The sequence below is a fragment of the Embleya sp. NPDC020630 genome (genome assembly GCF_044334985.1).
GTDB lineage: Bacteria > Actinomycetota > Actinomycetes > Streptomycetales > Streptomycetaceae > Embleya.
In genome coordinates this window covers 253,930-266,727 of record NZ_JBIRUB010000008.1, presented here as the reverse complement: position 1 = coordinate 266,727, position 12,798 = coordinate 253,930, and the positions used below count along the sequence as shown (strand labels likewise).

Annotated in this window: 14 protein-coding genes; 6 read left to right on the top strand and 8 right to left on the bottom strand. The window is 72.0% G+C overall.

Translation table 11 applies throughout. The features are described 5' to 3' along the window. The first annotated feature begins 104 nt into the window (after positions 1–104). A complete protein-coding gene (locus ACH4XV_RS27225; protein WP_395794163.1) occupies positions 105–1,016 on the top strand; it encodes a DUF2797 domain-containing protein in 912 nt (303 codons plus the stop codon). A 39-nt stretch (positions 1,017–1,055) separates the two neighbouring features. Here the strand turns inward: ACH4XV_RS27225 and ACH4XV_RS27220 are convergent, their stop codons facing one another. Next, positions 1,056–2,237, bottom strand: a complete 1,182-nt coding sequence (locus ACH4XV_RS27220; protein ID WP_395794161.1) for a hypothetical protein — start codon at positions 2,235–2,237, stop codon at positions 1,056–1,058. A 169-nt stretch (positions 2,238–2,406) separates the two neighbouring features. Here ACH4XV_RS27220 and ACH4XV_RS27215 point away from each other — a divergent pair, with 169 nt between their 5' ends. Continuing rightward, a complete protein-coding gene (locus tag ACH4XV_RS27215) occupies positions 2,407–3,285 on the top strand; it encodes a carboxymuconolactone decarboxylase family protein (RefSeq protein WP_395794159.1) in 879 nt (292 codons plus the stop codon). Here the strand turns inward: ACH4XV_RS27215 and ACH4XV_RS27210 are convergent. Both ACH4XV_RS27210 and ACH4XV_RS27205 read right to left on the bottom strand, forming a co-directional pair. Further along, positions 3,252–3,806, bottom strand: a complete 555-nt coding sequence (locus tag ACH4XV_RS27210; RefSeq protein WP_395794157.1) for a GNAT family N-acetyltransferase — start codon at positions 3,804–3,806, stop codon at positions 3,252–3,254. The genes ACH4XV_RS27215 and ACH4XV_RS27210 overlap by 34 nt on opposite strands. Positions 3,807–3,895: 89 nt before the next feature. Further along, entirely contained in the window at positions 3,896–4,918 is a 1,023-nt protein-coding gene (locus tag ACH4XV_RS27205) for an AraC family transcriptional regulator (protein WP_395794155.1), read from the bottom strand. A gap of 91 nt (positions 4,919–5,009) precedes the next feature. On the opposite strand from ACH4XV_RS27205, the gene ACH4XV_RS27200 reads away from it, so the two are divergent. The 3 genes from ACH4XV_RS27200 to ACH4XV_RS27190 are packed head-to-tail and all read left to right on the top strand — an operon-like array spanning position 5,010 to position 6,942. Continuing rightward, a complete protein-coding gene (locus ACH4XV_RS27200) occupies positions 5,010–5,873 on the top strand; it encodes an NAD(P)H-binding protein (protein WP_395794153.1) in 864 nt (287 codons plus the stop codon). 2 nt (positions 5,874–5,875) lie between these two features. Further along, positions 5,876–6,355, top strand: a complete 480-nt coding sequence (locus tag ACH4XV_RS27195; RefSeq protein ID WP_395794151.1) for a DUF1772 domain-containing protein — start codon at positions 5,876–5,878, stop codon at positions 6,353–6,355. Positions 6,356–6,393: 38 nt separating this feature from the next. Next, entirely contained in the window at positions 6,394–6,942 is a 549-nt protein-coding gene (locus ACH4XV_RS27190) for a DUF1772 domain-containing protein (protein WP_395794149.1), read from the top strand. Between the two features lie 105 nt (positions 6,943–7,047). Here the strand turns inward: ACH4XV_RS27190 and ACH4XV_RS27185 are convergent, their stop codons facing one another. Then, on the bottom strand, positions 7,048–8,241 hold the full coding sequence (locus ACH4XV_RS27185; protein WP_379999431.1) for an RtcB family protein: 1,194 nt from the start codon (positions 8,239–8,241) through the stop codon (positions 7,048–7,050). Between the two features lie 426 nt (positions 8,242–8,667). On the opposite strand from ACH4XV_RS27185, the gene ACH4XV_RS27180 reads away from it, so the two are divergent. Then, a complete protein-coding gene (locus ACH4XV_RS27180; RefSeq protein ID WP_395794147.1) occupies positions 8,668–8,886 on the top strand; it encodes a hypothetical protein in 219 nt (72 codons plus the stop codon). A gap of 21 nt (positions 8,887–8,907) precedes the next feature. Here the strand turns inward: ACH4XV_RS27180 and purU are convergent, their stop codons facing one another. From purU to ACH4XV_RS27160, 4 genes are all read right to left on the bottom strand, one after another. Further along, positions 8,908–9,816: a formyltetrahydrofolate deformylase gene (purU, locus tag ACH4XV_RS27175; RefSeq protein ID WP_395794145.1), complete on the bottom strand. Its 909-nt coding sequence runs from the start codon at positions 9,814–9,816 to the stop codon at positions 8,908–8,910. 111 nt (positions 9,817–9,927) lie between these two features. After that, positions 9,928–10,365: a hypothetical protein gene (locus tag ACH4XV_RS27170; protein ID WP_395794458.1), complete on the bottom strand. Its 438-nt coding sequence runs from the start codon at positions 10,363–10,365 to the stop codon at positions 9,928–9,930. A gap of 210 nt (positions 10,366–10,575) precedes the next feature. Further along, positions 10,576–11,418, bottom strand: coding sequence for a hypothetical protein (locus ACH4XV_RS27165; RefSeq protein WP_395794143.1), 843 nt, complete (start codon positions 11,416–11,418; stop codon positions 10,576–10,578). Positions 11,419–11,624: 206 nt separating this feature from the next. Continuing rightward, on the bottom strand, positions 11,625–12,749 hold the full coding sequence (locus ACH4XV_RS27160; RefSeq protein ID WP_395794141.1) for a uroporphyrinogen-III synthase: 1,125 nt from the start codon (positions 12,747–12,749) through the stop codon (positions 11,625–11,627). Between the last annotated feature and the right edge of the window lie 49 nt (positions 12,750–12,798).

Genomic DNA, 12,798 nt, shown 5'->3' with positions numbered 1-12,798 from the left:
AACCCGCACCCCCCGACCCGCCCAGCCCGTCCGGCGCTTGAGGACAAGCCGGCCACCAAACAGCCCACCCATACCACCCCGCGCGTTTCGCGTATCGTGTGGCGATGACCGTCCCCCACCAGCGAACCGGCCCCCTGGCCACCGGCATCCACTGGCACGACGGCCGCGCCCACCTCGCCCTGACCGGCCCCGGCGACGAACAGTCCCGCCAACCGCTACCCCTCGGCACCCCCACCGGCTGGCGCCTGACCGGCCCCCGCACCTGCGTCGGCATCCGCCGCAAGACCGGCCGCCGCACCCCCTGCCCCACCCTCGCCCCGCTGCCCGCGACCGCCCCCCGCTCGCAGTGCGAGGCATGCGCGCTCGCCGACCCCGGCCGCAAACTCGCGCGCGATCAGGCGATGGACGACCCCCGCCCGTTCTCGCTCTACCTCGCCTGGTTCGGCCCCGGCCTGGTCAAGGTCGGCCTCACCGCCACCGAACGCCGCGCGGCCCGCCTCGCCGACCAGGGCGCGCCGATGTTCACCTGGCTCGGCCACGGCCCGCTGATCCCGGTCCGCGACACCGAACGCCGATGCTCGGCCACGGGCACCGTCCGCGAACGTATCCCGCACCGGGCCAAGACCACCGCCTGGTGGCGCCCGCGCGAGCTGGATTCCCCGGCCGAACTGATCGCCGCACACGCCCGGTTGACCCCCCTGCTCCCGGACACGATGACCCCCGCACCGTGCGACGTCCAGGACCTGAGCCGCTTCTACGGCCTGACCGACGCCCCGCCACCGACCCGGAACCAGGTCACCGGCCTCACCGAAAACGCCCTGCTGTACGGCGAGTTGACCTGCGTCGCGGGCCACGACGCCCTGATCACCACGGACACCGGCCCGCTGTTCGTGGACCTGCGCCTGCTCACCGGATGGCACCTGACCCCGGCCCGCGGCGCCCCTTCCGGCCTCACCCTCAAGCCCCTGGACACCGGCCGCGCCCCCGACGGCTCGGTCCAGGAGGGCCTGTTCTAGCGCAGCCGACCCCCACCACAAAAATCAAAACCACAAGGATCAAACCCGGCTCACCCGCTGACACTCCCCCGGCACCCCATCCTCGATCGGCTTGCTGCGGTCGTACGGATCGACCGTCTTCGGCGACCCCGACGGCATCGTCGAATCGTCGTCCGGAAACTCCGGCCGCACGAAGCCGTCCAGGCGCGTGCACGAGCTGTTCGCCGCGTCGAACCCGACCTGCCCCACCGCGATCCGGCCGCGCACCGTCGCCTGGTAGCGGGGCCCGCGATAGACCTTCGTCTCCAACACCCGACGCACCACCGAGCGGGTCACCGTCGCGTCCGCCCCGCTGCCGGCCTTGGCCACCGGGTAGACGAACGAGTAGTCGGCGTGCACCGTCAGGGTGCCCTCGCCGTCGACGTCGTAGCTCGTGATGCCGTTGACCTTGACCACCCGGCCCACCTGCTCGATCTCCTTGGGATCGAACCGGGTCACCCACGAGACCGGGTTGTCCGGCTCCCATCGGTTCGTGCGCAGCGCGTCCTCGATCCGCGCGACCTGGCCGTCGGCCGGATCCAGGAGCGCGAGATAGCCGGCCGGCCGCTCGCCCGCGAGCACGTCGCGGTCCAGGTTGCCCGCGATCAGCAGCCGCCGGGTCAGGTCCAGCGCCTCGGTGACCTCGGCCGCGCTGTACCCGGGCACCGTCTTGACCTCGGGCAGGGTCAGGCCCGCCTCGTTGTCCGCGTAGTTCACGGCCGGCGAGCCCGCGAACGGATTCTTCCGGGTGGGCCGGTCCGGATCGACACCCCGGCGGTCCCCCGCCGACGGCACCGAGGTGGCCACCCCACCGACCGACGGCTGCACCATCGGATCGTCGCCCGCGGCCGTGTTCGAGGTGCCGAACCAGCCGAACACCCGGTCCGGCGCGGCGGCGAAGGCCACCAGCGCGAGCACCGCGACGGTCACCAGGACCGTCCTCCACCGGCGCCGGCGCGGCGGCCGGCTCGGCCCGTCGGCCCGCCACGGGGTGTGCTGCGGCGGCTCGTTCGCCCATTTCCGGGCAAGCATGCGGGCCCGCGCGGACCCCTCGGTCGTGGTCGCGCCCCGGACGAAGTCCTCGTCGAACACGTACCCGGCGAACGGGTCGTTCGGGTCGGCCCCACCCGACCCGGCGCCCGCCGGTCCATCCATCCGGTCGCGGCCTTCGCCTGCGTCCCGGTTCCCCCTCTGATCAGACATCGGAGCAAGATAGCCGTGCCAACCGACAGGTCCGGGCACGTGTGACCCGGATCATGGTTTGCCGCCGAAACGGCATCTCGCGGACACGGATCATTGGCGGCACGGACACCGGAATCGGTCTCACACGCGCCTTGACTTCGAGTTCACTCCAACTCGTAGGCTCCCGATCATGAACAGCACGGGAAACACCACCACCGCCACCCTCACCGGCCCGAACGACCGCTACGAGCGCGGCCTGGCCGTCCTTCGGCAGGTCGCCGGCCCCGAGCAGTCGACGGTGCTCGACGGCTTCGCCGAGATCGCGCCGGACCTGACCCGGTTCGTCGTCGAGTTCGGTTACGGCGACGTCTACACGCGGCCCGGACTGACTTTGCGCGAGCGGCAGTTGGCCACCGTCGCCGCACTGGCCGCGCTCGGCAACGCGGCGCCGCAGTTGCGCTTCCACCTGGCCGGCGCGCTCAACGTCGGCTGCACGCGGCGCGAGATCGTCGAGACGCTGATCCACGTCACCCTCTACGCCGGTTTCCCGGCCGCGCTCAACGGACTGGGCGTGGCGCGCGAGGTGTTCGAGGCGTACCCGGACACCGCGCCCGAGGATGCCGAGGCCGCCGGCGAGGGCCCGGACGCCGCCGAGACCACCGCCGACCGCTACCGCCGCGGGTTGACCGCGCTCACCGAGATCGACGGGCACGCCGGCGAGCAGGTGGTCGCCTCGCTCTGGGACATCGCCCCCGATCTGGGCCGCTACGTGATCGAGTTCGCCTTCGGCGACGTCTACTCGCGCACCGGCCTGGACCTGCGTACCCGCGAACTCGCCACGATCGCGATGTGCACCGCGCTCGGCACGGTCGCGCCGCAACTCGCGGTGCACATCCACGGTCTGCTCAACGTCGGGGGAACCGAGGAGGACGTGGTCGAGACGATCACCCACATGGTCGGCTACGCCGGATTCCCCGCCGCGCTCAACGGCATCGCCGTCGCCCGCACGGTGTTCGCCGAGCGGGCGGCCGCCGGTCAGGCGTCGACCGACTCCGCGACCGAGTCCTGAGGCAGCAGGTACACATCCCGGCCCTCCACGTCGACGAACGCGTCGCTCGGGCGGAAACCGACCCGGCGGGCCAGGGTCAGCGACGGCACGTTGTCCGCGTTGATCACCGCGAAGATCGGCACCGTCGGCAGCGTACGACGGGCCAGCGCGACGGTGACGTCGACCGCCTCCCGGGCCAGGCCCCGACCCCACGCGACCGGCGAGAAGCGGTAGTAGAGGTTGAACACCGGGACACCGTCGGGACGCAACCGCCGGGTCAACTGGGTCCCGGCGAAGCCGAACACTTCGGTGGGACGCTCGCGCGACGCGACCGCGCAGTAGCCGATCCCGTCCCGCTCCCAGTCCTCGATCATCGTCCGTAGGAACTCGAGGCCCGCCTCGGCCGACGGCATCGGCCCATGTGGGTTGTAGCGGTTGGTCTCGGGATCCCCGTGCACGGCGAACACCGCCGCCGCGTCGTCGGGGTGGGGCCTGGTCAGGACCAGTCGTTCGGTCTCGGCGACCGAAATGCGAGTCGTCACGCGCGTGCCGTTCGATTCGTTCGATGTGCGATAGGGATGTCTGTACCGCGGGTTTCGTGCCCACCCAGCCTAATCACCCGATCACCCGATCACATGATCCGATGATCGTCGGGGGTGATCGGCTCGTTCCCCTCGGCTCGCTGGTGACGCGATCCGTCGATACCCACGCCCTCGCGGCGCAGGGCCCGGGTGCGGTGTTCGCGCGGGCTCATCCCCCGGACCCGCTTGAACGCCGTGCTGAGCGCGAACGCGTCGCCGTAGCCCACCTTTTCCGCGACCGCCCCGACCGTGGCCTCCGGTTGGCACAGCAGGTCCGCGGCCAGCGACAGCCGCCAGGCGGTGAGGAACGCCATCGGCGGCTCGCCGATCAGTTCGCTGAACCGCCGCGCCAGCGCGGCCCGGGACACCCCGGCCGAGGCGGCCAACGACGCGACCGTCCACGGTTGTTCGGGGTTGTTGTAGATCAGGCACAACACGTGGCCGATCACCGGGTCGCGGTAGCCGCGGTACCAGCCCGGCGCGTCCGTTCCGGAACGGGCGAACCACGAGCGCAACATCGCGATCAGCAGCAGGTCGAGGAGGCGGTCCAGGACCGCCTCCTGGCCCGCCTCGTCCTTGACGATCTCGGTCGCCAGGAGCGGGATCACCGGGCAGTCCACCTCGTTCGCCCGGATCACCGCCAGGTTGGGCAGTGCCTCCAGGAGCGAACGGCTGACCTCGCCGGCCAGCTGGTAGGTCCCGGTCAGCATGATCGTCTCGGCCTCGGCGCTGTTGCCCCACGTGCGCACGCCGAGCGCCATCTCCTTGGCCAGGTCCCGCCCCTCGGGCGTGGTACAGCGCTGGCCGGGATGGATGATGATCTGCGGTTGCGTGTCGGGCTCGTCGGAGACCCGGTAGTGGTCGGGCCCACGCACGATCGCCACGTCGCCGGCGGTCAGCCGCTCCGATTCGCCCCGGTCCAGCGCGATCCACGCATGGCCGCGCACCACCGCCACGACGGTCAGCGGCGCCTCGTCGTGAATGCGCATGGACCACGGCGCGCTGAGCATCGAACGGAGCAGGAAGGCGCCCTGCGCCCGGGGTCCGTTGAGCAGGCTCGCGAGAGCATCCATCCCCGAATCCTAGCGAAGATCAAGACGATCAAACATGTTATTGGGCGCTTCAGCGATGTTCACTCTCACCGCAGGGCCCTTGAATAGAGCCATGACGACGAACGAGCAGCACCTCGCGAACACCGCCGGCACCGACTACTCCACCACGCTGGTCGTGGGCGGAACCGGCAAGACCGGCCGCCGGATCGCCGCGAAACTGATCGAGCGGGGCCGCACGGTCCGCCTCGGTTCGCGCTCCGCGCCGATCCCCTTCGACTGGACCGACCGCGCCACGTGGGCCCCGGCGCTGCGCGACGTGGAGAAGGTGTACATCTCCTACCAGCCGGACATCGCCGCCCCCGGCGGCGCGGACACGGTCGGCGCGTTCGCCGACCTCGCGGCCGAGAGCGGCGTGCGGCACCTGGTCCTGCTGTCCGGCCGGGGCGAGCCCGAGGCGCAGGACGCCGAGGCCCGGGTGCGTGCCTCCGGCGCCCACTGGACCGTCGTGCGGGCCTCCTTCTTCGCCCAGAACTTCGACGAGGGCGAGTTCCTCGGCCCGCTCCTGGAGGGCGAGTTGGCGCTGCCCGTCGGAGCGGTGGGCGAGCCGTTCATCGACGTGGAGGACATCGCCGACGTCGCGGTCGCGGCGCTCACCGAGGACGGGCACGCCGGGCAGGTGTACGAGGTGACCGGGCCGCGGCTGCTGACCTTCGCCGACGCGGTGGCCGAGATCGCCCGCGCGTCCGGCCGCGAGATCGGCTACGTCCAGGTACCCCTGGAGGCATACTCGGCGACCCTGACCGGCCACGGTGTTCCCGCCGAGGTCGTCGACCTGCTGGCCTTCCTGTTCGGCGAGGTCCTCGACGGACGCAACGCGCACGTCGCCGACGGTGTGCGCCGCGCGCTCGGCCGGGAACCCCGCGACTTCTCCGACTACGCACGCGACGCCGCCGCCCGCGGTGTCTGGAAGGTGTGACCATGAGCGGCCCCCTGTTCGTCCTGACCCTGGTCGCGGCCGTCGGCTGCGCCACGATGGGCGGAGTCTTCTACGGCTTCTCCTCCTTCGTGATGGCCGGTCTGGGCCGGCTCCCGGCGAACCAGGGGGCCGCGGCCATGCGTGCGCTCAACGTCGAGGCCCCCAAGCCGCCGCTGATGATCGGCCTGCTGGGCACCTCCCTGCTCTGCGCGGGCCTGGGCGTGACCGCGCTGGTGTCCTGGGACGGGGCGTACTCCGGCTACCTGATCGCCGGCGCGCTGAGCTACCTGATCGGCCCGCTCGGGCTGACCGCCGGCTACCACGTGCCGCGCAACAACGCGCTGGACCGGGTCGAGCCGAACTCGCAGGCGGAGGAGCGCCTCTGGGCCGCGTTCCCGACCGAGTGGACCCGGGCGAACCACCTGCGCGCGCTGGGCGGCATCGCCGCCGCGGTCTGCCTGATCCTCGCCCTCACCCGCTGACCTCTCGAGACCACCCATCCGAAAACGGGGACCCCGGCATGACTCAGCCATCCACGCAGTCGTCCACACCACCGACCCGCACCGCCGCCATCGTGCTGGGCGCCGGTCTGGTCACCACCGGCCTCGTCGCCGGCGTCTACTTCTGCTTCGCGGTCGCGATCATGCCGGCCCTGGGCCACGTCGACGACCGCACCTTCATCGACTTCCTCCAGCAGGTCAACAGGAGCATCGAGAACCCGGTCTTCTTTTCCTGCTTCTTCGGCGCCCCGATCCTGGGCGTGATCTCCATCGCGCAGACCCGAAAGCTCGGCACCCCCGAGACCGTCCGCTGGGTCGTCATCGGCGTCGCCCTGGCCTTCGTCGGCATGCTGATCACCATGGGCGGCAACATCCCGCTCAACAACAAGATCGACGACGCCGGCGCCCCCGCGAAGGTCGCCGACCCGGCCAAACTCCGCGAAGACGTCGAAAACACCTGGATAGCCTGGAACATAGCCCGCACCCTCTTCGCCACCGCCGCCCTGGCCACCCTCACCCGAGCCACCCACCTCTTCGCCCGAACCACCCGCGCCCACCGCGCCGCCTGAGTCGCCCGAGCCCACCCCCCACACGCCGAAGGCCCGCCCGATCCCGGGCGGGCCTTCGGCCGTATCGCGTCCCGTCCACCGGCTCGCGGCCGGCGGACCCGGGCCTCAGCCCTTGACGCAGACCACCTGACGCAGTTCCGCGACCACCTCGACCAGGTCCTGCTGCTGCCGCATGACCTGCTCGATCTTCTTGTACGCGCCCGGGATCTCGTCCACGACGCCGGAGTCCTTGCGGCACTCCACGCCCTCGGTCTGCGCGGCGAGGTCGGCGACGGTGAACCGCTTCTTGGCGGCGTTGCGGCTCATCCGGCGACCAGCGCCGTGCGACGCGGAGTTGAACGCGGCCTCGTTGCCCAGACCGCGGACGATGTAGGAGCGCGTGCCCATCGACCCCGGGATGATGCCGAGGTCGCCGGCCCCCGCGCGGATCGCGCCCTTGCGGGTCACCAGCAGGTCCACCCCGTCGTACGTCTCCTCCGAAACGTAGTTGTGGTGGCAGCTGATCGTCTCCTCGAAGGTCACCCGCGCCTTGCGGAACTCGCGCCGGATCACCTCCTGGTACAGGGCCATCATGATCGCCCGGTTCCGCGCCGCGTACTCCTGCGCCCAGTACAGGTCGGAGCGGTACGCCGCCATCTCGGGGGTGTCGCTCACGAACACCGCGAGGTCGCGGTCGACGATGCCTTGGTTGTGCGGCAGCGACCGGGCCACGGACATGTGGTGGTCCGCCAGTTCCTTGCCGATGTTGCGCGAGCCCGAGTGCAGCATGAGCCACACCGAATCGGACATATCCACACAAAGCTCAACAAAGTGGTTTCCGCCGCCGAGCGAGCCCATCTGCTTCGCGGCCCGGTCCCGGCGGAACTTCACCGCGTCCGCGACGTCGTCGAAGCGCCCCCAGAAGTCGGCCCAGCCGGCCGACCCGAGGCCGTACAGCTTGCTCGGGTCCACCTCCTCGCCGTGCATGCCCATCCCGACCGGGATGGCCCGCTCGATCTCGGACCGCACCCGGGACAGGTCGTCGGGCAGGTCGGCGGCGGTGAGCGAGGTCTTCACCGCGCTCATCCCGCAGCCGATGTCCACGCCGACCGCCGCCGGGCAGACGGCGTCGCGCATGGCGATGACCGAGCCGACCGTGGCGCCGCGGCCGTAGTGCACGTCGGGCATCACGGCGAGGCCGTGCAGCCACGGCAGGGTGGTGATGTTGCGGAGCTGCTGCATGGCCTGGCCCTCGACCGCGGCCGGGTCGGTCCACATACGAATCGGTACCCGGGTGCCGGGGACCTCGGTGTACGACATGGGTGGGTCACTCTCCTGAGTGGATGGTGGTCAAACGTGAGCACGGCGGCTCGAAGTCTTGGGTGGCCGCCCCGGCGCACCCCGGGTAGTGGGCCCGGGTGCGCCACGGGGCAGCCGGTGGCGGGGACCGCAGGGTTGGCGACTGCGGGACCCGCGGAGCGGGAAGCGAAGCAGGGGTTACACGCGGCGGGCCGAGGCACCCTTGACGGGGCGTCGGCCGAAGTCACGGAACCGCACCGGCTCGCTCCTCTCCCTACGGGACGGGACACACGGAGGCCCCGTCGTTGGCTCGGCCTCCATCAAGCCACGGCAACGCCGCACCCCGCAAAGGGTTTTCCGGTGCGCGCGGCGAGCCCCGCGCACGCCCCCGGGACACACCGCGCGCCGCTGTGACACCCGACCCGGGCGGGCGTACATTCCCGATGCATGTTCGTCGTCGGGGTAGCCGCGTGGATCACCGCCGTCGCCTGTGTCGTGTTCGGGCGCGATCGGCATCGGCAGCGGGTGCCTCCGGTGGTCCGCGACTTCGACGGCGACGGGCCTCTGGAGCGCGCCGAGTTCCCCCGACCGGCCCGGGCCGGGTGGATCGCCGGCGCCGCCGCGGCCCTGGTCGGCTCGGCGGCGTTCGTGCTCAGCGTCAGGTGAGGCGCCCGGACGCGGGCCGGGTCAGGTGAAGACGACCGTGCGGGTCCCGTTGAGCAGTACGCGCCGCTCCGAGTGCCACTTGACCGCGCGCGCCAGCGCCTGACACTCCACGTCCCGACCGACCGCGACCAGCGCCGCCGGGGTGACCGCGTGGTCCACCCGCTCGACCTCCTGCTCGATGATCGGGCCCTCGTCCAGGTCGCCGGTGACGTAGTGCGCGGTCGCGCCGATCAGCTTCACCCCGCGCGCGTGCGCCTGGTGGTACGGCTTCGCGCCCTTGAAGCTCGGCAGGAACGAGTGGTGGATGTTGATCGCGCGGCCCTCGAGCTGCTTGCACAGGTCGTTGGACAGGACCTGCATGTAGCGCGCCAGCACCACCAGTTCCACGTCGTGCTCGTGCACCAGCGCGAGCAGCCGCGCCTCCGCCTCGGGCTTGGTCTCGCGGGTGACCGGGATGTGGTGGAAGGGCACCCCGTACGAGCGGGACAGCTCCTCGAAGTCGCGGTGGTTGGACACCACGCCGACGATCTCGATCGGCAGCGCGCCGATGCTGCTGCGGAACAGCAGGTCGTTGAGGCAGTGTCCGAACTTGCTGACCATCACGAACACGCGCATCCGCGCGTCCCCGTCGTGGATCTGCCAGTCCATGTGGAAGGACGCGCCGACGGCGGTGAAGCCCGCCCGCAGCGCGTCCAACTCGACGCCCGGCTCGGCGGTGAAGTGCACGCGCATGAAGAACAGCCCGGTGTCGCGGTCGCCGAACTGCTGGCTGTCCACGATGTTGCAGCCGGTCATCATCAGGAAGCTGGCCACCGCGTGCACGATGCCGCGCTTGTCCGGACAGGACAGCGTGAGCACGTACTGGCCGGCACCCGGCGACGCGTCGCCGGCGTCGGTGCCGTCGAGAGGCTGCTGGGTCTGCTCGGTCATGACGCGCCCTTCTTTCCGATGTATGCCCGTGTCCACCCGCCATCCGCCGAGGTGCGCGGTGTCGACGTGGCGCGGCGGCCGGTCGTACAGGATCCCACGTCCGGTGCGGGCTCAGCGCCCACCGGTACGGATACGCAACACGTCGAGCGAGTCCGGCGGCGCGTCGGGGTCGTCCTCGTCCGCGCGGGCCAGCGCCACGTGCGCGGCCCGCGAGGCGGCGACCACGTCGGGCCAGCGCGGGTGGGTGAGGTAGGCGGGCGCGGGGGCGTCCTCGCCGACGTCGTGCAGCACGCCCAGGATCTCCCGCACCGCGGCGTCCACCAGGGCGGCCTCCTCGGCGTCGGTGACCAGGCAACCGACGTAGGTGGTCGCGGACCAGCGGTCCAGCCAGGAGTCGCCCACCAGGCGATAGACGGCGTCGGTGATCGAGCCGTACTCCGGGCGGCCGGCCAGCCAGGACTCGCGCTGGAACGTCGGGTCGCCGAACATGTGCAGCGCGGAGCGGACCTGGGCCCGCCAACGCCACCACGGAACGGTGCTCTGGCGCATACCTGCCATCGTGGCGCCTCCTCCCCTGTCCCCGCTTCGGTTTCACCGATCCGATCCGGTCGCGTTCCGGATCCGATCCCGACCGGATCCGGTCGAGATCGCCCGGATCACCTCGAATCGCCACCGATCATGCCGCAGACCGGATCGAACCCGCCGGCGGGGCGACGGCCCGGCCGGCGGGATCGATCCGGTCCCCGCGCTCCGGCGCGGTCAGTCCACCACCTTGATGGTGATCAGCCCGCGCTCGTCGTCGAACACCCGCAGCGCGGCCACCGCGAAGCCCGGGTGGTCGCGCATCCAGTTCTGCGCGGCGAGCAGGATCCGGGCCGCGCTGTTGAAGACCTGCGCGGCCTCCGTCGAATAGTCCCCCGGCAGGTGCGAGGACAGGTCGGTGTCGATCGCGACCTCGTACTTGCCCTTGTGGTCCAGCGTGAGCCGCACCTGCTGGAGGTGCGCGCCCTCCGCGGTGGTGTGCAGCGCCGCCAGCATCGTGGCCCCGTAGTCGTCCGCGGCCGGCTTGCGGTCGTCCCGCTCGGCGCCGAGCCGGAAGTCGATCGCGTCGCGGTCCGAGTCCAGGATCTCGATTCCGCCCACCCACAGCGCCGGATGGTCCTCGGCCCACTGCGCGGTCTCGGTCAGCAGCTTGCCCGCCCGGTCCCGGACCAGTTCCTCGGCCTGCGTGTTCGAGCCGTTGCCCCGGACCAGGTCGGTTTCGAGCGTGACCTTGTAGACCTTGTACGAGCTGACCACCCGGATCTTGGTGACGTGGCCCCCGTGCACGGTGGTCCGCAGGTGGGTCAGCAACTCGCTCCCGTATGCCCCCGACTCGGGGGTGTCGCCGGCGGCGGCGGGCGGCACGACCGGCGGCACCGTGGCCGGTGTGCCGGCCGGCGGCACGGTCGCGGGTGTGCCGTCCGCCGCGACCGTCTTCGGCGCGGGCGTGCCGATGCGCGCCGCGCTCGGCCCCGCGGTGGCGACCGTGTCGGCGACCTTGCCGGCGTCCGGCGATCCGGTACACGCCGCGGCTCCCGCCACGGTGGTGGCGAGAAGCACGACCGCGGACAGTCGTGTGCGCTTCCGTATGCGTATCAAGGTTCGTGTTCACCCCCTGTCACCCAGCCATGGTGCGGGTTGGTCCTCGGCTCCTACCAGGCGGGGGGTAGCGCGCGGAGGAAATATACCGCTTTGCCGGCGCCCCGACCGGCACCTTTCGCCCATGGCGGGCGCCTGGGTCGAGCCGGGACCCCGCCCGACCGGGGTCAGGGATCCACGGCCAGGCGGTAGCCGCGCTTGGTGACGGTGAGGACCAGGTCCGCGTACGGCCCGAGCGCGGCGCGCAGTCGGGCGATCGCCGCCTCGACGGCGTGCTCGTCGGTCCGGGGGTCCGCCCACACCCGGCGCAGCAGTTCGGCCCGGCCCAGCACCCAGCCCGGTTTCTCGGCGAGGGCGCGCAACACGGCGCCCGGGACCGGGGGCAGCCAGATGGTCCGCCCGTCGACCAGGACCGCGTTGCCCTGGACGACCAGCCGCCGGGTGCCGGTGTCCAGCTCCCGGCGGGCCCGCGCGGGCAGCGCCTCGGCGATCGTGCGCACCAGCGAGCCGATCCGCCCGCGCTCGGGCCACACCGACTCGACGCCCAGGTCGGCCAGCGGACGCGCGCACACCGGGCCGATGCACACCGGCAGTACGTCGGCGCGCAGCGCGGCCAGCACCTCGGCGTGCCGGCCGGCCGCCTGCGCGGTCTCCAGGAACGCGCCGATGGCGGGCGCGCTGGTGAAGGTGAGCGCGTGCACCTCGTGCCGCACGGTCTGCTCGACCAACCGGCGCACCGCGCCCGGATCGTCCGGTGGTCCCCAGCGGAACACCGGGATCTCCACCACTTCGGCGCCGCGTTCGCGCAGCCCCTCGGCGAAGCCCGGGGCCGGCGCGCCGTGCTCCTGGACGGCGATCCGCCGCCCGCGCAGATCGCGCGCGAGCAGCCAGGCCAGCACTTCACCGCGCGAGTCCGAGCCGGGCGAGTAGATCTCGCGCAGTCCGCTCGCGCGCACCGCCGTGGTCGCCTTGGGCCCGCATCCGACCACCACCGCGGCCCGGCAGGCGCTCGCCAGTCGGGCGCCGCGCCCCCACCCCTCGGCGGCGCCGAACCAGCCGCGCCAGCCCACCCCGGTGGTGGCCACCACGTAGTCGAGTCGGCGGTCCAGGGCTCGTTCGGTGGCCCGGCGCAGGATCGGATCGTCGGCCGGCGACACGATCCGTACGGTGGGCGCGTCCACCACCTTGGCGCCCAGGTCCCGGAGCAGCGCGGCGAGTTCGTCGCGGCGCCGGGCCGCGGTGACGCCGATGGTGAACCCGACCAGCGGCGCGGCCCCCGTGCCTGTCTCCATGGGGTGAGACTCGCCGACGTGTGTTACGTCCCTGTTGCCGGACGGTCAC